At 56.4% G+C, this 20750-nt stretch carries 17 protein-coding genes and 1 other RNA gene; 7 read left to right on the forward strand and 11 right to left on the reverse strand.

Annotation, left to right across the window (positions count from 1 at the left end; all coding sequences use genetic code 11):
- Positions 1–163: 163 nt before the first annotated feature.
- From rnpB to CU100_RS19110, 5 genes are all read right to left on the reverse strand, one after another.
- An RNA gene (rnpB, locus tag CU100_RS19090) (RNase P RNA component class A) lies at positions 164–597 on the reverse strand.
- 87 nt (positions 598–684) lie between these two features.
- On the reverse strand, positions 685–1437 hold the full coding sequence (locus CU100_RS19095) for a lytic transglycosylase domain-containing protein (RefSeq protein WP_106718194.1): 753 nt from the start codon (positions 1435–1437) through the stop codon (positions 685–687).
- 214 nt (positions 1438–1651) lie between these two features.
- Positions 1652–2416, reverse strand: coding sequence for a peptidoglycan recognition protein family protein (locus CU100_RS19100; protein WP_106718195.1), 765 nt, complete (start codon positions 2414–2416; stop codon positions 1652–1654).
- A complete protein-coding gene (locus tag CU100_RS19105; protein WP_106718196.1) occupies positions 2413–3132 on the reverse strand; it encodes a J domain-containing protein in 720 nt (239 codons plus the stop codon). The genes CU100_RS19100 and CU100_RS19105 overlap by 4 nt, the downstream gene beginning before the upstream one ends.
- 143 nt (positions 3133–3275) lie before the next feature.
- Positions 3276–3650 (reverse strand): hypothetical protein, encoded by a 375-nt coding sequence (locus tag CU100_RS19110; protein WP_106718197.1) that lies wholly within the window; start codon positions 3648–3650, stop codon positions 3276–3278.
- Positions 3651–3872: 222 nt separating this feature from the next.
- Between CU100_RS19110 and CU100_RS19115 the strand changes: the two genes are divergently transcribed.
- Positions 3873–7508, forward strand: coding sequence for a hydantoinase B/oxoprolinase family protein (locus CU100_RS19115; RefSeq protein WP_106718198.1), 3636 nt, complete (start codon positions 3873–3875; stop codon positions 7506–7508).
- Positions 7509–7511: 3 nt separating this feature from the next.
- Positions 7512–8024 (forward strand): GNAT family N-acetyltransferase, encoded by a 513-nt coding sequence (locus CU100_RS19120; RefSeq protein ID WP_106718199.1) that lies wholly within the window; start codon positions 7512–7514, stop codon positions 8022–8024.
- Between the two features lie 8 nt (positions 8025–8032).
- On the opposite strand, the gene CU100_RS19125 is transcribed toward CU100_RS19120, so the two are convergent.
- Entirely contained in the window at positions 8033–9955 is a 1923-nt protein-coding gene (locus CU100_RS19125; protein ID WP_407070355.1) for an LTA synthase family protein, read from the reverse strand.
- A 275-nt stretch (positions 9956–10230) separates the two neighbouring features.
- Here CU100_RS19125 and CU100_RS19130 point away from each other — a divergent pair, with 275 nt between their 5' ends.
- Together CU100_RS19130 and CU100_RS19135 are read left to right on the forward strand one after the other, a co-directional pair.
- Positions 10231–11484, forward strand: a complete 1254-nt coding sequence (locus tag CU100_RS19130) for a DUF3419 family protein (protein WP_106718200.1) — start codon at positions 10231–10233, stop codon at positions 11482–11484.
- 5 nt (positions 11485–11489) lie between these two features.
- Positions 11490–12146: a class I SAM-dependent methyltransferase gene (locus CU100_RS19135; RefSeq protein WP_106718201.1), complete on the forward strand. Its 657-nt coding sequence runs from the start codon at positions 11490–11492 to the stop codon at positions 12144–12146.
- A 4-nt stretch (positions 12147–12150) separates the two neighbouring features.
- On the opposite strand, the gene CU100_RS19140 is transcribed toward CU100_RS19135, so the two are convergent.
- A complete protein-coding gene (locus tag CU100_RS19140) occupies positions 12151–13173 on the reverse strand; it encodes an alpha/beta hydrolase family protein (RefSeq protein ID WP_146141879.1) in 1023 nt (340 codons plus the stop codon).
- A 213-nt stretch (positions 13174–13386) separates the two neighbouring features.
- On the opposite strand from CU100_RS19140, the gene CU100_RS19145 reads away from it, so the two are divergent.
- Positions 13387–14205 (forward strand): glycoside hydrolase family 25 protein, encoded by an 819-nt coding sequence (locus tag CU100_RS19145; RefSeq protein WP_106718203.1) that lies wholly within the window; start codon positions 13387–13389, stop codon positions 14203–14205.
- A 117-nt stretch (positions 14206–14322) separates the two neighbouring features.
- The gene (locus CU100_RS19150; RefSeq protein ID WP_106718204.1) at positions 14323–15534 is read left to right on the forward strand and encodes a lytic murein transglycosylase; all 1212 of its coding nucleotides are present in this window, start codon (positions 14323–14325) and stop codon (positions 15532–15534) included.
- 89 nt (positions 15535–15623) lie between these two features.
- On the opposite strand, the gene CU100_RS19155 is transcribed toward CU100_RS19150, so the two are convergent.
- A complete protein-coding gene (locus CU100_RS19155; RefSeq protein ID WP_106718205.1) occupies positions 15624–15875 on the reverse strand; it encodes a hypothetical protein in 252 nt (83 codons plus the stop codon).
- A 63-nt stretch (positions 15876–15938) separates the two neighbouring features.
- On the reverse strand, positions 15939–17165 hold the full coding sequence (locus CU100_RS19160; RefSeq protein WP_106718206.1) for an alanine racemase: 1227 nt from the start codon (positions 17163–17165) through the stop codon (positions 15939–15941).
- Between the two features lie 139 nt (positions 17166–17304).
- On the opposite strand from CU100_RS19160, the gene CU100_RS19165 reads away from it, so the two are divergent.
- Positions 17305–18246: a DMT family transporter gene (locus CU100_RS19165; RefSeq protein ID WP_407070362.1), complete on the forward strand. Its 942-nt coding sequence runs from the start codon at positions 17305–17307 to the stop codon at positions 18244–18246.
- A gap of 493 nt (positions 18247–18739) precedes the next feature.
- Here the strand turns inward: CU100_RS19165 and metF are convergent, their stop codons facing one another.
- Together metF and CU100_RS19175 are read right to left on the reverse strand one after the other, a co-directional pair.
- Positions 18740–19669 (reverse strand): methylenetetrahydrofolate reductase [NAD(P)H], encoded by a 930-nt coding sequence (metF, locus tag CU100_RS19170; protein WP_106718207.1) that lies wholly within the window; start codon positions 19667–19669, stop codon positions 18740–18742.
- Positions 19669–20676, reverse strand: a complete 1008-nt coding sequence (locus tag CU100_RS19175; protein ID WP_106718208.1) for an ArsR/SmtB family transcription factor — start codon at positions 20674–20676, stop codon at positions 19669–19671. Before CU100_RS19175 ends, metF begins: the two co-directional genes overlap by 1 nt.
- Between the last annotated feature and the right edge of the window lie 74 nt (positions 20677–20750).

Genomic DNA, 20750 nt, shown 5'->3' on the forward strand with positions numbered 1-20750 from the left:
ATTACGAGGTGTAAGATGGGAATGAGCCGCGATTTCAGCACACTACCGGCGATTCTGAATTTATCGCTCATTAAGCTTAATGAAGGGTTAGGACTCTTCATCAAGTTGTAAGGGCGTTCATGCCCGGGGTACCGGACAAGCGCCGCGAAATCGGTCTGTTGAAATTGCCAGCTGGCCTGTAAGCCGGGTTCTGTATGGCTGGATCTTCATCCAGCGCGGCAGCCATTCATCTTGGACGGATGTCGCCACCCGCCTCCTGCAACCCACCCGGACGACTGACCCGGAAACTGATCGCCGGGCTTTCGCCCGGCACGCCGTCCCTATTCGGTTTTGCTCCCGGTGGGGTTTGCCATGCCGCCCCTGTTACCAGTTGCGCGGTGGGCTCTTACCCCACCCTTTCACCCTTACCCCGTCATTCCTTGCGTCCCACGCGAACCGTATGCGGCGCAACGAAAGACGGGGCGGTTTCCTTTCTGTGGCACTTTCCCTGGGGTCACCCCCGCCGGACGTTATCCGGCACCGTGTTTCCATGGAGCCCGGACTTTCCTCACATGCCGCCTTTCGGCGTATGACATGCGCGGCTGCCCGGCCAGCTGGCGACCCGTATAAATGCGCTTCAGAAAGAAAACGCAATAAAAAAAGGGAGTCAGCCGGAATATGCCCCTGGGAAGACTAGTCCCAACCTCACATGGCAGCCATTTGCAGTTTTACCTTGCTGCAATAATTTGCGGAGATCGGATTCATCCGCGTTGCGCCATGACCCGCATTGTAGCGCAAGATCGTACCGCAGGTTGTACCATTGCCGAGCTTGTGCGCACCGGCAAGATATTTCATGCCCCAGCGGATGTTGGTTTCCGGATGATAGAGCGCCTGACGCGAACCGGTATAACCAAGGCCGCGTGCCGTTTCGAGCTTGATCTGCATCAGCCCGATTTCACCAGCGCTTCCGGTCATATCGGGACGATAATTGCTCTCGACCCTCACGACGGCATTTGCCAAGGCAACTGGAACGCCATAGGACGAAGCATAGGAGCTGATGATCGTCGAATAATTGGTCGACGGCTTTGCAGAAGCGACGCTGCCCGTGGTCATCGTATCAACACGGTTGATCGTTTCGTTTCGCACAACAGTCTTGACGCGAGCTTTCGCCTGAACCACCGGACGCTTGTATGTCGAAGCCTTCCTGTTTACCCGCTGCGCCTTTGACGCAACTTTCTTCGTGGCCGGAGCTTTTGCCACGCTGCGCTTGACCGGGTCCTTTGCGCGCACCGATTTCGCAGACTTGCTCGCAGCTTGCACTTTTGCAGCCTCCGCGCGCTTTACCTTGATATAGTCAGCCAGGTTCGTTGGTTCCTTCGGAGCAGCAGCTGCTGAATTCGAGCCGTAGAAAGCCATCGCCCCAAGGAGGGCGAAAATCATACCAAAATTTTTTGTCATCGTTTTCCGTCTAGAAGCTTGAGCCGCACGAACGTGCGCGCCAGGATCGTTCCGTACCCACAAAGCACAAGGGCCATGCCCGGAACACTGGAGCTAGGATTTGACGGCGCAATGCAGCCGAATATTGATGGACCAAATAACTTTGTGTAACCCATTGAAATATATATGCTGCAATGCACAAAGTGATTCGAAAAAGCCTTTTCGACTCAATAGTTTATCGAGCGAAACCCGGAAGCTCCGAAAGCAGCCTGTGCAGGGTCTCGACGGTTGACACGTCCGCGACTCCATCGACCTTCTGGACGCGAAAGTGGCGCTGAAAGGCTAAAACGCCCAATTGTGTCGATGCTCCGAACACCCCGTCGATGGGAACGTCATAGCCATATAGCGCGAGCAGAGACTGCAGGGCTTCGACCGGCTGCCCTTCATCACCGAGTGAAAAGAAACGTCCGCCGCGCACCGGCGACGGCGCTACCCAATGGCCGACGCCTGCATCATAGAGGGTCGACCACGGAAACCTCTCGCCTGGATCGATCTTGCGCCCCGGGGCAATATCCGAATGCGCCAGAACATTCTCCGGTCGTATCGCGTGACGGGAGATTATCCCCTTGCAGAGGTCAATCACCGCATCGATTTGCTGATCGGGAAACTGCGGAAAGTCGAGAAGCGGTCCGCCATTGACGATCTCGATCCCGATCGAAGAGGAGTTGATGTCTGCCTCCCCTTTCCATGAGCTCTGCCCCGCATGCCATGCGCGTTCGTTCTCTGGAACCATCTGCACGATACGCCCTCCTTCGTGAACGACGTAATGTGCCGACACCTCACTGAGCGGATTCGCCAGCCAGCTCTCCGCCGCCGTGCCGGTCTCCATGCCGGTATAATGCAGGACGACGATGGAAGGGCGTTTCCCCTCCCTGCGCGGGCCGAAATTTGGCGAAGCGTGAACATCGGCACCCGGATGATCAGGCTTGAACGCGCTCATACGGGCTCGAACGCCTTGAGATCTTTCTCGACGCGATCCCAGGCCGCGTTGATTGCGGCTATGCGGTGATTGGCTATGGCAATGAATTCTTCGGGAACACCGCGCGCGATGAGCATATCCGGGTGGTTCTCGCGAACCAGCGTCCGATATTGCCTGCGTGCGGTTTCAAAGCTGACATCGCGCGGCAAGCCGAGAACCACATATGGATCAGCTTGGCCGCGACCGACATGGCGGGCGAGAATTCTGTCGAACTCTTCCTCATCAAGTGCGAAAATCTCAGCAACAGTGCCAAGAAATATCAGTTCTTTGTCGTGCAAAGCGCCGTCAGATTTGGCAATGTGAAAGAGCCCATCAAGGATGTCCTCGAGCATCTTGCAATTGCGCTGGCCTGAGCCGCACAGAGAGGCCAGTTGAGCGGCATAGGCCTCGTAACCAGCCACGTCCTGCTTGGCGAGATTATAGAGGCGCGTAACCTGACCCTGATATTGTTGGGGTACGTCGAAGATGTCGTTGAAAGCGTTGATTTCGACTTGCGTCACCACACCATCGGCCTTCGCCATCTTGGCCGACAACGCAATCATTGCAATGGAAAATGCCACCCGCCGCCGCGTTTCCGGATCGCCTTCGAATGTAGTTCGCACAGCTTCGATGACGCTCGAAAAGGCATCGATCGCTGTACTGGTAATGAAATCGCTGATGCGGCGCCAAATCGACATATGCCCGTTTTATTCAAATTCTTTCGCAAATGCGAGAGAGATATCGCAAGACAAAAGCAGTTTTGGCGGGACGGGTTGACGCAGGAAGTCGGAAGCAATGGAGAAACGGCCAGCAGCCAGGCTGGCCGTTTGCCTGCGCTCTTTTACTGGACCCCGAGCGCGTCCTTGATGGTTTTTTCCGCAGAATCCGCAGCAGCCTTGGCCTGCTCGGGTGTCTGACCAGCTGCCGTTGCCGCATCCTCAGCCGCCTTTCGGGCGGTCGCGACGGCGGCCTGCTTCTGCTCGGGCGTCATGGTCGCTGCCTGCTCCTTGATCTTGGTCAAGGTCTCGTCAGCGTTCATCGGTGTCGCAGGCGCCGGCTCTGGCGTGGCAGTCGCCGCTGGTGCAGCCGGAGCGGGTGCAGGTGCTGGCTGCTCAACCTTTGCCGGAGCCGGTTCCGATTTCTGCTCGCTTTCGCCACATCCGGCCAGCGCCAGAAGCGAAACCGCCGCCAGCGAAACGATAATCCTGTTTTTCATGATGTCCTCTCCACAAGTCGCAGTTGCCCCTCGTATCCACCTTATCGAAAATAAGGCGAAGGTGGAGTTTGTTTTCGGTTCCCGGCAATTCGCGTGTGGATAACACGTTCACTACAGAAAATTCGAGCCCAACGCCGGGGCCGATTGCACTTGTCCGCCCCGCCTGTCTATTGTCGCCAGTTGATATCTTGCGCATTACCAATTTTGAGGCCGAGCGGATAAATGAGCGAAAAATGGGACTTCTGGATCGATCGCGGCGGGACGTTCACCGATATTATCGCACGTGATCCTGGAGGGCGCCTGCTAGCACACAAGCTCCTTTCCGAAAATCCGGAAGCTTATAAGGACGCCGCTATCCAGGGCATCCGCGAGCTTCTTGGCGTCGAAAAGGCTGACCCTATACCCTCCCGTCGCATTGGCGAGGTCAGGATGGGAACAACCGTCGCAACGAATGCTCTGCTGGAGCGCAAGGGTGACAGAGCCGCACTCGTCATCACCAAAGGCTTTCGGGACGCGCTGAAGATCGCCTATCAGGCGCGGCCCGATATTTTCGCCAAGGAGATTATTCTTCCCGAACAATTATACGAGCGAGTGGTCGAAGTCGGGGAGCGTGTGCGATCAGACGGCACGGTGGAAATATGCCCTGATTTGGAACAAATCCGCGCCGAGCTGGCGGAAATCAAGAGCTCCGGCATAGATGCAGTTGCCATTGTCTTCATGCATGCCTGGAACTACCCCGAACACGAACAGACGGCAGCCCGGGTCGCACGCGAACTGGGCTTCGGTCAGGTTTCGGTCAGCCATGAAGTCTCACCACTCGCCAAGCTCGTCGGACGCGGCGACACCACAGTCGTCGACGCGTATCTCTCCCCTATCCTGCGTCGGTATGTCGAGCAGGTCGCGCGGGAGCTCGGCATCGCGGCCAACTCCGGTGGCGGCCCGCGCCTTTCCTTCATGATGTCTTCCGGAGGTCTGACGGCGGCAGATTTGTTTCAAGGCAAGGATGCCATTCTTTCGGGTCCGGCTGGCGGGGTCGTCGGCATGGTTGAAACAGCAAAGCTTGCCGGCTTCGACAAGGTGATCGGCTTTGACATGGGCGGCACTTCGACGGATGTCGCACATTTCGAGGGCGATTACGAACGCGCCTTTGATACGGAAGTCGCGGGGGTTCGCATCCGCGCGCCCATGATGCGCATCCATACGGTAGCGGCGGGCGGGGGCTCCATCCTGCATTACAGCGCTGGTCGTTTCCAGGCTGGGCCCGATTCAGCCGGGGCCAATCCAGGTCCGGCGTGTTATCGACGCGGCGGGCCCCTGGCCGTGACTGATGCCAATGTCATGCTCGGTAAGTTGCGGCCTAAATATTTTCCAGCGATATTCGGCCCGGGCCAGGATGAACGCCTGGACCGCGAAATAGTGGCACGGAAGTTCGCTGCGCTCGCCTCTGAAATAGGCGATGGGAAAACACCGGAAGAGGTTGCCGAAGGCTTCGTCACCATTGCCGTCGAAAACATGGCGAACGCCGTGAAAAAGATCTCCGTGCAGCGCGGCTACGACGTTACCCGGTATCTCCTCAACTGTTTCGGCGGCGCCGGAGGCCAACATGCTTGTCTTGTTGCCGATGCGCTTGGCATGGAAGCCGTGCTCATACATCCGTTCTCCGGTCTGCTCTCGGCGTACGGGATCGGATTGTCCTCCATCTTTGCCTCGCGCCAGCAGGCTTTGGTGAAAGCGTTGTCCCTGGAGACACTCCGCGAGATACGGCGGCTGTCGGACCGTCTCGCCGACGCTGTTACCATCGAAATCACCGGACAGGGCGTGCCGCAGGAATACGTTACTTCACGCCCTATCCTTCATCTCCGCTATGATGGCACCGACACGACGATCCCGGTCGATTTCAGTAATTTCTCCATCGATGAGGCACGAACCGCGTTTGAAGCGGCACACAAGGCGCAGTTTGGTTTCATTTACGACAACAAGCATATCGTCGTCGAAGCTGTCGGGGTCGAGGGCTCAGACAGTCGAGGGCACAACCAGGTTGAAAGCGAGGAACATCGAGACAGTTCGGTGCCCGACGCTGATGAAACCTGCAAGCTCTACTCCGGGGGCGCGTTCCACAATGCGCTCACGTTCCAACGCGCGAAACTCAAACCCGGACACAGGATCAAGGGCCCTTCCCTGATCATCGAGACACACCAGACAATTGTTGTGGAGCCAGGCTGGCAGGCGGAAATCACGCCGCTAAACCATGTTCTGATGCGCCGGATCGAAAAGAAGGCCCGCGCCGCTGCTCTCGGTACGCAGGCCGACCCGATCATGCTGGAAGTGTTCAACAATCTGTTCATGTCAATTGCCGAACAGATGGGTGTGACGCTGCAAAACACCGCCTATTCCGTCAATATCAAGGAGCGGCTCGATTTTTCTTGTGCGGTTTTCGATCGCAATGGCGCGCTGGTTGCAAATGCACCGCATATGCCGGTCCATCTCGGTTCAATGGATCGTTCGGTCGAAACGATCATCAAGCTCAACGAGGGCGATATTCACCCGGGTGACGTCTTCGCGCTCAATGCACCCTATAATGGCGGCACGCACCTTCCCGATATTACCGTCGTTACCCCGGTCTTCGACGAGACGGGCAGGACAATTCTGTTTTACACGGCCTCCCGGGGTCACCACGCTGACATCGGTGGGTCGGCGCCTGGCTCGATGACGCCACTTGCAACGACAGTGGATGAAGAAGGGGTTCTGATCGACAATTTCCGACTTGTTGAGCGCGGCCGCTTCCGCGAGAAAGAACTGACAGAACTTTTGACCGACCATCCATGGCCCGCGCGCAACGTTCACCAGAACATCGCGGACCTGAAGGCGCAGATCGCCGCCAATGAAAAAGGCGTCAATGAACTCAGGAAGATGATCGCTCATTTCGGTCTGGACGTCGTCGAGGCCTATATGGGGCATGTCCAGGACAACGCCGCCGAGAGCGTTCGCAACGTTCTCGACCGTCTGCCGGAACATTCGGAATGTTCCTACGCGACCGACACGGGACAGATCATCAAGGTCAAGATAAGCGTGGACAAGACGGCACGCCGGGCGACAGTCGATTTCACGGGCACATCGCCTGTCATGAAGAACAACTTCAATGCACCTGAACCCGTAGCGCGCGCGGCGGTGCTTTATGTGTTCCGCGTCATGGTTGAGGACGCGATCCCGATGAATGCTGGCTGCCTGCGGCCGATCGACATCGTCATTCCCGACGGGTCGATGCTCAAGCCAAGCTACCCTGCCGCAGTCGTGGCGGGCAATGTGGAGACGTCCCAACACGTCACCAACGCGTTGTTCTCGGCTTTGGGAGCGATGTCGAATGCGCAAGGGACAATGAACAACCTGACCTTCGGCAATGACAAGTATCAATATTACGAGACCATCTGTTCAGGTTCGCCAGCCGGTCGTTTCAACAATGGGAGGGGATTCTCCGGAACACCCGGTGTTCACACCCACATGACGAATTCGCGCCTCACCGACCCGGAGATACTGGAAATGCGGTTCCCGGTCCTGCTTGAGGATTTCCACGTCCGCGAGGGCACCGGCGGCCGCGGCAAGTTGCCGGGAGGCGATGGTACCGAGCGAACTATCCGGTTTCTCGAACGTATGGATTGCTCCATCCTCTCATCCCATCGCAACCGCCCGCCCGAAGGCCTCGATGGCGGCGGCAGTGGTGAAGTTGGCAAGACCGAGGTTCGACGCATCGATGGCAGGGTCGACATATTGGGAGCCTGCGACCAGACTGTGCTCGAGGCAGGTGAAGCCGTCATCGTGACGACGCCGACGCCGGGCGGCTATGGCAGGATCGGAAGCTGATATATGGCGCACGCACCTGACCCCTCGATAAGGATTCTGAACGGCAGCGATGCCGAAACCTTTCATGCGCTGCGACTGCATGGATTGCGCAGCGCGCCAGAGGCTTTCGGTTCGAGCTATGAAGAGGAACGCGAGCTTGGTATTGAGGAAATCCGCCGGCGCCTCGATGACAGACCCAACGCTGTCTTCGGTGCCTTCGCGGATGGGGTTCTAGTGGGTATGGCCGGATTTGCCATGAGCACCAAGGTCAAACAAAGGCACAAGGGCTTGCTGTGGGGCGTGTTCGTCGACAATGACTGGCGCGGGCACAATCTCGGGAAACGTTTGACCGAAACCGTCATTGATTATGCTCACCTGCATGTCGATACGCTGCACGCAACGGTCATGGCCGCAAACATATCCGCGCGAACGCTTTATCTCGGACTTGGCTTTACTGTGTTCGGTCTGGAGAAAGATGCACTGCGCGTTGACGGGCAATCGTATGACGACGAGTTACTGCGGCTTGACCTCAGATGAAAGCAGGCTCAGCTTGCTGGCCCATGCGCCTTCATCTCAGGGAAGAACTTGTCGAGCCCCGCCCGTTCGCCAAACATCATGTCGTATTGCAATAACCGGAACCTGTTGATGAGCGGATCGGTATCGCTCTTTTCGCTCCAGTCCGGAGTAGACACGTCCTCCGAAGATAAGAGCATATGGCGATCTATAACCTTGTACCGATCGCGAATCGACCCGAGAAAGCCCGTGTAATACGGGTGGCTTAAGCCGGCAAGTTCAAGTACATGCAAGGGCAGGAACGAGGGACTGACCGTGCCGATACCATGGTCCGTTCCTGTCTGGTTTGACCAGATAACCAGGGGGGTTTCATGTTGTTTCAGCATATCTGCGAGAGGAGCGCGCCTGTCTGCGACGCGTCCCTTCATATACCCTGTGGAGATATAGGCATCGCCCAGCGGAGGCAGATGATCGCCAAAAAATACCAGGATCGTGTGACGCTGGCGCTTGGCAGCCCATCGCATGAGCTTCTTCAAACTCCGGTCCGCATCGGCGGCACCTTCAGAATAGGTCCTGATAGCTTCGCGTTCCGCAACGCCTGATTCTGTCGCAACATCGATCGATGGATTCTTGTAGCGGTAGGGTTCGTAAGGGCCGTGACCCTGTAGCGTCACAGTAAAGAAAAAGAACGGACCTTCGGTTTCATCGGCCTCACGAATGACTTCTTCAATAAGGGACGCATCGGAAACCAGCGGTCCCCGCGAGGCGAGCCTGGGCAGATTTTCCTCCGAGCGGAAGGTGTCGAAGCCGAACGCCTGATATACGTTGCGGCGATTCCAGAACCATTCGCGATAGGGATGAATGGCTTTTGTCGCGTAGCCTTCGCTTTTCAGGAACGTTGCAAGGGAAGGCAATGGGTGGCGGACATATTGCTGATAGGGAATGCTGCCATAGGGTAGAAAGGCGTTGGAGAAGCCGGTAAGCGCTTCAAACTCCACATTGGCCGTCATCCCGCCGAACTCAGGGGAGAAAACTGCGCCCGACTGCCTGGCACGTACCGTCGGGATCGGATCGCGGTTGAAGCTTACCCCAGGTAGCCGCGTGGGGTCCCAGAAGGACTCGCTCATCACCATGATGATGTCGGGCTTCTCCCCTGTACCGGAGGCTGAAGACCGCACGGACATCGCGTTGATCGCCTCAGGCGAATAGCCTTGCGGAGCGGATACATTGACCATCGGCAGATTGAGCGCGAAGGCCATGGTGAAACCATTATGCGCGTAGTTCTCCTTCTGGTCCCACATGATCGGCTGCACCCTTAGCCGATCGCGAGCCCACGAGAAATTGTTGTAGTCCATGATTGAGACGAACGAGACCAGCACCGGAACCACGACCGCGAGCCGCCACAGCCTGCCTTTGGCGTTCAATCTCAACGTGCGTTGGCGCCAGTACCGCCACGTCAGGATCAATCCGGCAACCGCCAGTATCGTAGCTACCGCAATGGCAAAGGCGGTCCATGGACGTTCTCTTGCCAGCAATGGCAGAAGATCGACAATCTGGCGTGAATAAAGAAAATCCGTCGGATAAAGCGGATCACCGAGATACAGCGCTTTCTGCCGGCCGATCCATGTGAACAGTAATGCGCCTGGAGCAACTACCAGCAACCCATTGTGGGAACGTCCAAGCAGCGCATCGAACGCGATCATGACAAGCGCGTACAAGCCAACAGTCGTCCACGCAGGCCTGTAGAGTTCCTGGAAAAACAGCATTGTATCCGAGAACGAGCCCCGTGATATCAGCTCCACGGCAAAAACCAGAAGTGTCGAGAGGACGAAAACCGCGAGGAAATGGCTGACGTGCCGTAGGTAAACAGGGATCGCAGGGGACTGAACCGTGGAAGTATCGGGTCGAAGCACACCATCAGTTTCAAGTTCAGCTCGCCCGATCTGCCTGTCCACCACTATCTCCACCGCCTGCTTTGGCGGCTGTTACAAAACCGTCATCGTAACGACATATAACAACCAACGGTTCCCGGAAAAGTGGGAAAATCAACCAATTAGCTCAATTTGATCAAATATCCTGCAGCGCTGTCACATAGTGAGAACAACGGAGTAGCAACAACTTGCGCGGATAAGTTGAATCGATACAGCAAGTCACTAGGTCAGCACGTCACCCGGCTGTTACATCGAAATGTTAGGCGAGCAGGAATTTCCAACAAAGGGGATTCGATTAGATGCCGTTTGCCAGACGATCCACAAATGCCCCTCTCCCGCGCCGCGCGAAGCTCGACAAGGCGATCCGTCAAAACAGCATCCTGTCACGTGCGGGGCTGTCCGAGCGGCTTTTTGCCTATGTCTTCAAGGGACTGGTCTATCCGCAGATATGGGAAGACCCAAAAGTAGACATGGAGGCCCTGCAAATCGGCTCCGGGCACCGTATTGTCACCATAGCGTCCGGCGGCTGCAACGCCATGTCCTATCTTACCGCTGATCCCGCGAGTGTCGAGGCCGTGGACTTGAACACCGCCCACGTCGCCTTCAATCGTCTGAAGCTTGCGGCAGTGGCGAACCTGCCAAATTACGATGCGTTCTACCGCTTCTATGGCACAGCCGACGACAAGGCCAATCTTGCTGCCTATGAGCGGTTTATTCGTCATCATCTGGATCCCACCAGCCGCGCCTATTGGGAAAAGCGCATGTTGTCGGGACGCCGGCGTATCACGATCTTTTCGCGCGACCTCTATCGCCACGGGTTGCTCGGACTGTTCATCGGCATGGGGCACCGCGTGGCGAAACTCTACGGCATCGATCCGCGCGACATCCTCAAATCATCGACGATGGAGGAGCAGCGCGTTTATTTCGACAGCGCGCTTGCCCCGCTCTTTGACAAGCGTATGATCCGCTGGGCAACGAAACGAAAATCCTCGCTGTTTGGTTTGGGCATTCCGCCGCAGCAATATGATGCTCTGGCTACCGCCGGGAACGGCGACATGGCTCAGGTTCTGCGTGGTCGCCTGGAGAAACTCGCATGCGGCTTTCCGCTTTCCGAAAACTATTTCGCATGGCAGGCTTTTGGCCGCGGCTATAGTGACGACGCGGAAACGGGGCCCTTGCCGCCATATCTTTCACGCGGCAATTTCGCCACCGTGCGGGAGCGCGCCGGGAGAATGAGTGTCGTCAACGCGTCACTGACCGAATTCCTGGCGGCCAAGCCCGCGGCATCTGTTGACCGCTTCATACTCCTCGACGCGCAGGACTGGATGAACGACGCGCAGCTCAACGAACTTTGGCACGAAATCACGCGCACCGCCGCTCCGGAAGCCAGGGTCATATTTCGAACTGCGGCGGAGCCAACCATCCTGCCTGGTCGCATCGACGATGCCGTCCTTGGGCGATGGGAATACAAAAAGAAGCAATCGCTTGCCCTCCACGCGCGAGACCGCTCGTCGATCTATGGGGGCTTCCATCTCTACACGCTCGGGGATTGAAGCTTATGCTCGCCAAGATCGAACATCGCACGCTGATGGACAGGGTCTATCGGCATCAGCGCCATTTCTACGATGTGACGCGCAAGTATTACCTTCTCGGGCGCGATCCCATGATCGCCGGCCTGAATCCTCCTGAGAATGGAAGTATACTCGAGATTGGGTGCGGTACCGGCAGAAACCTGATCCTGGCCGGCAAAAGCTACCCCCACGCTTCCCTGCATGGCCTGGACATCTCCAATGAAATGCTGGCGACTGCCGCCAGGAAGACCGCGGCAGCCGGGTTGAGCGATCGGGTTGGTCTCGCCTACGCCGACGCCGCCGATTTCAACCCGGTAGCACTTTTCGGACGGGGTGAGTTCGACCGGATCTTCATCTCCTATGCAGTCTCGATGATACCGCAATGGCAAGACGTCATTCGCCAAGCCGCCAGCCATCTGGCGCCCGGTGGTTCATTGCACATCGTCGATTTTGGCGACCTGAAGGACCTGCCGGGATTCACCAGGACAGCGCTTTATAAATGGCTGGAATGGTATCACGTCACACCGCGCAAGGACCTGTTCGACGTGGCAGAGCGGATAGCCGCCGGAACGCATTGCGAAAGCGAGGCTCGCCGGCTCTACAGGGGATTCGCCTGGATCTCCGTAATCCGGCGCAGATACTGAGAATCTATTTGCACAAATCTCCCTTCGAACCTTCCGAGTTCGGCCCGGCAAGACAGTAAAGCATCGACATATCCGCCGCCGTGCGGTTGCTTTGCGGGTTGGCTTCCGGAGCATCCCCGCTGGTGGTTTTGTTCAATTCGCAGTCGGAACGAAGCAGACACATGACCGGTATTCGCGCCATGGCAACGGCCGCCCTTTGCATCCCTTGCGGCCCGGAGAAGTTTCCGGCATTGCGGACGCGATACCATTGGTGCACGCGCGAAACACGGAAGAACGCACGGGGGTTTGGAAGGATTGCCATTCTCGAGGGAAGCGAGTTATCGGCAAAGAGATCGACGACCTGCCCATCATATTGCTCCGCCAAGCGGCGATTGTTCGATATGAACGATGAATTGAAAACGATGGCGGCCGTACAGGGAAACGCCGCTGCCATGTGGCGCGCGAGCCCACCACCAAGTCCATGCCCGACCATGATATACTCGACCGGAACACCGTCCGAATTCCGCTGTGCCTCCCTGCGGATCCTGGCAAACTCCTTACGCGCTGTGCGGTATTGATCCCAGGGATTTATCATCTGGGTGAAGTAGGTGTTTTCGCTGATCAGATCGGTCAGGCTGGTGGCGCTGTCCTTGCCCCTGAAGACCACCATCACCGACAAGCGATCAGCCGCCTTGCGGTAATAGAGCTCTGCATAGAAGCCGCCCGGCCTGACGATCGGTTCGCCTTGGGGCGTCCAGCCGAAACTGTCTGGCTGCAATTTGAAACGTTCGCGAGGGATCGGCTGATACGCGTTGGATGCATAGGCGGCGTAGATGCCAAAATAGTCGGCAATCAATTCATTATCATAGTCGGGATAGCCGCGATAATTCCTCCAGAAGCTGGGAATATCCGGGCGGACACAGCTTCCGGTCTGTCCGGTGGAAACTGCGAGGTCGTTCCGGTCGATCGTTACCCAGGTTGCCAAAAAGGCATTTGCGAACGCTACCAAGCCGACGAGCAAAACCAGCAAGCCAAGTCTTCTCATCATTTCCTGTCCCCAAATGGCGATCCGAGCTGACAGACTCAAACTCAGGTTGCAACGAGTAACACGGGCCAGAACATCATGCAGCCACCAAAATGGAGGCTATTATCTCTGCGACGATCGCCAGGGGCACAGTCGCTCACGATCTGTTAAGCATAATGAAGCATCAGTATCGATGCGTAAGTCGCACAGCCCACGATTCGATCACGGAACGCCTTCATGAAACAACTTGCAGCCACTCTACTGACCCTCTTGCTTGCTGGCTGCACAACAGTTGACTATGACTTCTCGGAAGCCAAGCGGCCTTCGGCCATTCAACAGATTGCAGCCCCATCTGGCAGTATAAGCGCGCCGCGCTTTGGAGATAGCGATCCCCACGATTGGACAGGCAGGACGCCGTGGCGCTATCCGATCCATGGAACAGACGTTTCCAAATATCAATCTACGATTGATTGGCAGACGGTACGCGGTAGCCGGATTTCCTTTGTGTTCATAAAGGCAACAGAAGGCGGCGACCGGTTCGACGAACGCTTCGCGCAGAACTGGGCGGGGGCACGTGCTGCCGGTATTCCACGCGGAGCCTATCACTTCTATTATTTCTGCCGTACTGCAAAGGAGCAGGCGCGCTGGTTCATCGAGCATGTTCCCAATGATCCTGGCGCCTTGCCACCTGTGCTCGACATGGAGTGGAACGCCGCATCTCCTTCCTGCAAGCTCCGCCCGAACGCCGCCATTGTCCGCAGCGAAATGCGCACATTCCTGGATATCGTTGAACGCCACTATGGCAAGCGGCCGATCATCTATACGACTGTCGATTTCTTCGACGATAACGATCTGCGGCAACTCTCAGCCTATCCGTTTTGGCTGCGCTCGGTTGCGGGTCATCCGGACGAGAAATACGGACCGCATCCCTGGACGTTCTGGCAATATACCGGGACTGGAGCAATTCCCGGCATTCGGGGCGACGCTGACATCAATGTGTTTGCGGGCAATGAGAGCGCCTGGAAACAGTGGCTGGTGCGCAACAAAGTGCGATAAAGCTCAGAACCGGCGCCTTCTCCCGCTTCTTTGACTTCACGCCATCGGCATATTCGTGCATTAGCAGGAAAGTCCGCGCGTCATCTTGTTGCGCTCTGTACCCATGAGATTTTCCCGATGAACAAACTATCGATTGCACTTGCCGCCAGCCTCTTCTCCCTATCAAGCGCCCACGCGCTGGATCACGTAGCGGCTGAGCAACCGGTTGTTGCGAAGCCTGCCTGCGGCGGCGAACTGGAGCCGTGGTTCAATGGGCTGATTGCCGAGGCAAGAGCAGCAGGCGTGGGCGAGAAGGGGTTGAGTGAACTCCTCAAGGCATCGATGGATGACAAGGTGTTGGAGCGCGATCGCGCACAAGGTGTCTTCAATCAAACCTTTCTTACGTTTTCGTCGCGCATGGTTTCTGACTACCGTTTGAAACAGGGTGCGGCAAACCTGAAGAAATATGCGGACATTTTTGCCAGGGCCGAAGCAGAATTCGGCGTACCGGGCCCGGTGATCGCTTCCTTCTGGGGGCTGGAGACGGATTTCGGCGCGGTTCAAGGTGATTTCGACACGCTGAACTCTCTGCTCACTCTCTCATTCGATTGCCGTCGCCCGGAGCTCTTTCGCCCGCAGTTGATTGCTCTTCTGAAGCTCTTCGATCGCGGTGTCGTCGATGCCAAGACGACTGGCGCCTGGGCTGGCGAGATCGGCCAGATGCAGATGCTGCCAACCGATTATCTCGAACGCGGCGTCGATGGTGATGGCGATGGCAAGGTCGATCTGAAACACAGCGCACCGGACGCCATCATGACCGCTGCACGTGTGATGCGTGATCTCGGTTGGCGCAAGGGTGAACCATGGCTGGAAGAAGTAAAGCTCACGCAGGAACTGCCTTGGGAAAACGCCATGCGGACAAACCGCCTGCCACATTCAAAATGGGCCGCGTGGGGCGTTACCGGCATGAAAGGACCGCTTGGTCCGGACGATGGCGATGCATCGCTATTATTGCCGATGGGGCGAAAAGGACCGGCATTTCTTTCCTACGCCAATTTCGATATTTTCGTCGAATGGAACAAATCGATCATCTATGCGACAACGGCAGCTTACTTCGCTACCCGGCTGGCTGGCGCTGGCCCGCTTGAGCCAACGACACCTGAACAGGGGCTGAGCCCTGAACAGATGAAAGAGTTGCAGCAGAAGCTTGCGGCCCGCGGACACGATATGGGACCAAAGATCGATGGCGTGTTCGGCATTCTCACACGCGATGCGGTGCGCGAGGAGCAGATTCGGCTGGGTATGCCGGCTGATTCCTGGCCGACACCGGAGCTTCTGAGCAGGCTATAAGTTCGATAGTCACCAGAGAATTGGAGCGCCCAATTCTCTGACTGGGGCTATTGCTTGTTATTTCAGGCCCATACAACTTGCGTAGTAGCTTACCGTTTCGGGCCAATTGGAGAATACGCCCTTTGCACCGTTCTTGGCGAGGACGTCAACGTATTATATATTTCATCGCCGCCCCTTGAGGGCGTCTGATACTCGACTGTCCATGCAATTACATCAAGTTTTGCTTTTGTTGCTGCTAAAAGTGTTTTTGTCGCAGAATATTTTCCATCCTTGTCCTTTGAAACAAGGTCGGGATAAAACACTGCTACAGTTCTGATGCCTTCATCGTAAAGATCTTGCATGTATCTATTCGCATGTCAGCATTATTACATCTTTAAATCGATAGGAACGTCAGGAAGCTGTACTTACTGCGCAGGCGCCATCGTCTCCAGCGAGGCGAAGCCTTCCGGCCTGTCGCCCTCGTCGAAAGGTGTTTCCACCTCAACGAAAGTGTCGGGATAGAAACCGTTGAAGCGGGTGCGCAGCGACAGAGAATAGGCGCCGATATTTCCTATCTCGATCCAATCGCCAGTATCGACTGTTTCCGGCAGCCAGAACGGGCGTGACAGAATATCAACTGAGTCACACGTTGCGCCACAGACGCGGAACGGCACAATTTCCTTTGGATCGCCATTGCGGTGCTTCTTGGCAGGGTCGGGGATAAAGCGGGCGGGAAGCGTGATCTTGCCGGTCCAAGAGTCCGACAGGGATGCCCATATGCCATCGTTGATGTAGAGCCGCCTGCCCTTGCGCAAGAGCACTCGGACAATAAGTGAGAAAGAGCGGGCGACGATGACGCGGCCAGGCTCTGCCACAAGGGGCAAATTACCAAAGCCATATTCAACGATATCGCCGCGAAGCCGCGACATCAATTGGCCGAGTGAGGGCATTTCGACCTGCTTGCGTCGCGGATCATGTCTGTATTCGGCGGGAAAGCCACCACCGACGTCCAGACCAGCCAAGGGCACCCCGGCGCGGTTGCGCACCCAGTCAGCCGAGCTCAAGGCACGCTCATAGGTATCCGGATCCTCGATCTGGCTGCCTACGTGGAAACACAGGCCAACCTTGTAGCCGACCTTGTCAGAACGCTGCAGAAGCTCGACTGCATGTGCCGGTGCCGCACCGAACTTCTTCGACAGCTCATAGGCCGCATGGCCTTTGGTTTGCAGGCGTATATAGAGCGTTATGCTGGCCGGATCGATGTCGAGCGCCCGAACGATACGCGTGATTTTGGCGATCTCATCTTCGTGGTCCACCGCCAGAACACGAATGCCATACGTCTCGAGAGCGAGCCGGATGTCCGACTGGGCCTTGATCGGGTGCATGTAAAGCATTTGCGCGTCTGGCGCGACCTTGCGAACGGCGGCAAATTCCCCCGGCGAGGCTACATCGAACGTATTGATGCCATTGCGCGCGAGCGTCTCCAGCACAAGGTTTTCTCCATTGGTCTTGACCGCATAAGCGGTCTCACCCGGGAACATTTTCATGAACTGATGGGCATCCTCGATCAGAACCTGCGGGCGGAAGCAATATACGGGCTGATCTGGCCGCAGGGTAAGCGCTGCATCGCGGGCGGAGGCGAATCGTTGCATCTGAGTGTTCTGCGTCATGTCAGCGTTCTAGCAAGGACACGTGACGGGCGAAAGTCGGATATTCTCGCAAGAAACGGGTGGCTTTTTACCGGCACATGCATAAAAGCGCTGGTACTGCACTCTGGCCGAAAGGTTGAGAATTTTGTCCACTACCCAAGCGGCTTCGCGCGATCCACTTTCGATGTCCGGATTCGTATGGTTCCAGTTGCTATTGCTCGGCACCATCTGGGGCAGTTCGTTCTTCTTTGCCCGCGTTGCAGTTCAAGTTGTGCCGCCGCTGACGCTCGTGCTGTTCCGCGTAGCGATTGCAGCTTTGGCTCTGCACCTCTATCTCCTTTGCCGCGGCATCCGTTTCTGGGATTACCGGGAGCATGCGCTCGGCTTTGCAGGGCTGGGGCTGCTGATGAACGTAATCCCTTTCTCGCTGCTTTTTATCGGACAGACGGTTCTTGGCGCTGGTGTCGAGTCGATTCTCAACGCCATGACGCCGATCTGGACAGTGCTCATTGCTGCCGTGCTTACGGTTGACGAGAAGGTTACCGCGAACAAGCTTGGCGGCATTCTTCTCGGGCTGCTCGGTCTCATTGTCATGGTCGGGCCAGGCGCGCTTACCGGGTTGGGCGGTCCGCTTTGGGCAAAAGCAGCCGTAATCGGCGCAACCCTCTCCTATGCATTTGCCGGTATACTTGCCAAGCGCTTCAAAGAGGTTCCATCCACCGTAACGTCGACAGGCCAGATGACGGCGTCGACGCTGATCATGATTCCGACAGCGCTGATATATGACGGAGTACCGGATCTGGCATCGATTGATAGCGGCGTTTGGTCCGCCATTCTTGGTCTCGGACTCCTGTCGACTGCCTTCGCCTATATCCTGTATTTTTCCATCGTCCGCGCTGCCGGGGCGACCAACTCATCGCTCGTCACCCTGATCGTTCCTGTGAGTGCCATCCTGCTCGGAACGGTTTTTCTTGACGAAGTATTGGCCGTGCACGACTTCTTCGGAATGGCGTTGATCGGGCTCGGACTATTGACCATAGACGGACGATTTGTTGCAGCTATCAGGAAGCGCTCAAAAGCGTAGAGTTTTCAACGTCTGGCTACTACCCTGCTGTTAAAGTCCGCGACTTAAATCTGTCTCAAATGTGGCAGAGCTAAGCAATAGAGGGGTCGTGTGTCATTTTTGCTGCAGTGCAAAAATATACCGCTCGCATTACTATTTCTCGTCAAAGTAACATTTTTTAACCGCTCTAAATGGGTTTAAATTCAGAAACTTAGTGTTGTTGCGCAAAAAAATTCTAGGCTAGATGTCACAGGAGCGTAATATTTGGGCTTTTTATGTGGCGAATTTGCGCTATGATGAATGGGTTAACTGCAGGAGACAAACGATGGGACTAACTCGATCGATGAATGTCCTTATGATCTGTGCAGCGTTCGCATTTATCGGTGCAATGGTCGTAGGACTAATCCCCTGAATCAAAGAAAGAACGCTACAAAGATGGTCTCTGACCGTTAAGCGACTTAACAACTGGACGGCCCGGTTATAGCAACCGGGCCGTTTCCCTATTCACAATCCTTCAGGCAGCAGCACCAGCCAGATTGACCTCGACCGCGTTTCCACTGGCGGGACGAATGCCAATGAGATGACAGATTGCGAAGGGCAGATCAGCCCGGTTCATCGTGTAGAAGTGGAAATCCTGGATACCGCGTTCGACCAGATCAAGCACCTGTTCGGCCGCAACCGCTGACGAGACCAGAGCATGCGTCTGCGGATCATTTTCCAGCCCATCAAACCGCTCGGCCAGCCAGGCAGGAATGTGCGTTCCAGCTTTGGAGCAGAAATTCGTAACCTGCGCGAAATTATGGATCGGCAGGATACCTGGCAGGATCGGAATATAGATGCCGGCGCGGCGAACCTTTTCTACGTAGCGTTCATAAAGATCGTTCTCGAAAAAGAACTGTGTGATCGCTCGCGTAGCGCCGTTATCGACCTTGCGCTTCAGCATGTCGATGTCTGTAGCAAAATCCGGGCTTTCCGGATGCTTTTCCGGGTATGCGGAAACGGAAATATCGAAATCGGCAAAGGCCTTCAAACCAGCCACCAGTTCGGCACCATTCTCATAGCCACCGGGTGTAGGTTTATAATGAGCGCCCACGCCGCCAGCCGGGTCGCCGCGCAACGCCACGAAGCGCTTGACTCCCATGGCTGCAAACTCGCGAACAATCGCATCGACCTCTTCTTTGGTCGCATCGACGCAGGTCAAGTGAGCCGCCGCGTTGACGTCCGTTTCGGTCAGAATGCGCTTGATCGTGCGTGCCGTGCGTTCGCGGGTCGAGCCGCCGGCGCCATAGGTCACCGACACGAAGTCCGGATTGAGAGGCGCAAGACGCGTCACGGTTTCCCAAAGCCGCTCTTCCATGAGTTCGGTCTTTGGGGGGAAGAATTCGAACGAAACCCGGATGTTCGTACCGAGATCGGAACGGCGGGACTGTCGGAAAAAACTCATTATACGCTCTCCGTGACGCGGGAGTTTAAATCAGGATCGGCCATAAGCAGGCGCGGGTCGCGTGCCAGCCACAACTTGACCGTAAGCTTATCTTTGTCTTTCGGCTCAAGCTCGTGACTTTCTTCAAGCATCAAACCGGCTTCGGTGAGCCATTCACGCATTTGCCTGTCATTGAAGCCCAGCCGCACATGCGCATGATTGTCGCGCAGGAATTCCAGCTCGTGCGGGGCAAAATCAACGATCAGCATTCGCCCGCCCGCCCGCATGGCACGGGCCGCTTCGCGAATTGCTTCAGCCGGATTGTCGAGGAAGTGCAACACCTGATGAATGGTCACCAGGTCGAAAGACTCTCGCTCGACCGGCAGCGAATAAACGTCCCCGTGGCGCACCTGGGCGTTCGTGATGCCGTCCCGGTCCAGATTCGAACGTGCAATGGTCAGCATGTCACGATTGATGTCGATGCCGACACCGCGCACGTAAAGCGGCGAGAACAGTTCGAGCAGGCGGCCAGTGCCTGTCCCGACATCCAGCATGGCCTGGAAGGGCTTGCGACCGATGATCTTGATCAGAGCGTCTTCTACCGCTCCATCCGGAACATGCAGCGATCGGATCGCGTCCCAGCTGGTGGCATTGGCACTGAAATAGGCTGCAGCACGCTCGCGGCGTTGCAGTTTGACAGCAGAGAGGCGTTCAAGATCGCGCTCCAGCAGAGGATCGGCATAGTCGAGCCGATGCAGGAGCGAGCGAGCGATGTCGCCGACGATGAGCGATTCCGCCAAGCGGAAATAAGCCCAGGAACCCTCCTGATAACGATTGATGAGACTGGCTTCGAACAGCAGCTTGAGGTGTCGCGAGACACGTGGCTGTGACTGACCAAGAATGGTTGTAAGATCCGAGACGGTCAGATCGCCACGGGACAACAATGCCAGAATACGCAGACGGCTTGGCTCCGCCGCCGCTTTGAGCGTATCGACCATCAGGTCAAGATTGAGATCACGTTTGTCCATCATTCACCTCAAAAGACATAAAGATATGTTTATGTGAGAAATCGCAATTTCGCAAGCTGTTTTTGCCGCTGACG

Origin of the sequence: Phyllobacterium endophyticum (assembly GCF_003010935.1) — a bacterium.
GTDB classification, from domain to species: domain Bacteria; phylum Pseudomonadota; class Alphaproteobacteria; order Rhizobiales; family Rhizobiaceae; genus Phyllobacterium; species Phyllobacterium endophyticum.

Excerpts from the sequence above, each read along its gene's own strand:
- CU100_RS19095 (WP_106718194.1), bottom strand. The coding sequence starts at position 1,437 with ATGACAAAAAATTTTGGTATGATTTTCGCCCTCCTTGGGGCGATGGCT.
- CU100_RS19100 (WP_106718195.1), bottom strand. The coding sequence starts at position 2,416 with ATGAGCGCGTTCAAGCCTGATCATCCGGGTGCCGATGTTCACGCTTCG.
- CU100_RS19105 (WP_106718196.1), bottom strand. The coding sequence starts at position 3,132 with ATGTCGATTTGGCGCCGCATCAGCGATTTCATTACCAGTACAGCGATC.
- CU100_RS19110 (WP_106718197.1), bottom strand. The coding sequence starts at position 3,650 with ATGAAAAACAGGATTATCGTTTCGCTGGCGGCGGTTTCGCTTCTGGCG.
- CU100_RS19115 (WP_106718198.1), top strand. The coding sequence starts at position 3,873 with ATGAGCGAAAAATGGGACTTCTGGATCGATCGCGGCGGGACGTTCACC.
- CU100_RS19120 (WP_106718199.1), top strand. The coding sequence starts at position 7,512 with ATGGCGCACGCACCTGACCCCTCGATAAGGATTCTGAACGGCAGCGAT.
- CU100_RS19130 (WP_106718200.1), top strand. The coding sequence starts at position 10,231 with ATGCCGTTTGCCAGACGATCCACAAATGCCCCTCTCCCGCGCCGCGCG.
- CU100_RS19135 (WP_106718201.1), top strand. The coding sequence starts at position 11,490 with ATGCTCGCCAAGATCGAACATCGCACGCTGATGGACAGGGTCTATCGG.
- CU100_RS19140 (WP_146141879.1), bottom strand. The coding sequence starts at position 13,173 with ATGATGAGAAGACTTGGCTTGCTGGTTTTGCTCGTCGGCTTGGTAGCG.
- CU100_RS19145 (WP_106718203.1), top strand. The coding sequence starts at position 13,387 with ATGAAACAACTTGCAGCCACTCTACTGACCCTCTTGCTTGCTGGCTGC.
- CU100_RS19150 (WP_106718204.1), top strand. The coding sequence starts at position 14,323 with ATGAACAAACTATCGATTGCACTTGCCGCCAGCCTCTTCTCCCTATCA.
- CU100_RS19155 (WP_106718205.1), bottom strand. The coding sequence starts at position 15,875 with ATGCAAGATCTTTACGATGAAGGCATCAGAACTGTAGCAGTGTTTTAT.
- CU100_RS19160 (WP_106718206.1), bottom strand. The coding sequence starts at position 17,165 with ATGCAACGATTCGCCTCCGCCCGCGATGCAGCGCTTACCCTGCGGCCA.
- metF (WP_106718207.1), bottom strand. The coding sequence starts at position 19,669 with ATGAGTTTTTTCCGACAGTCCCGCCGTTCCGATCTCGGTACGAACATC.
- CU100_RS19175 (WP_106718208.1), bottom strand. The coding sequence starts at position 20,676 with ATGGACAAACGTGATCTCAATCTTGACCTGATGGTCGATACGCTCAAA.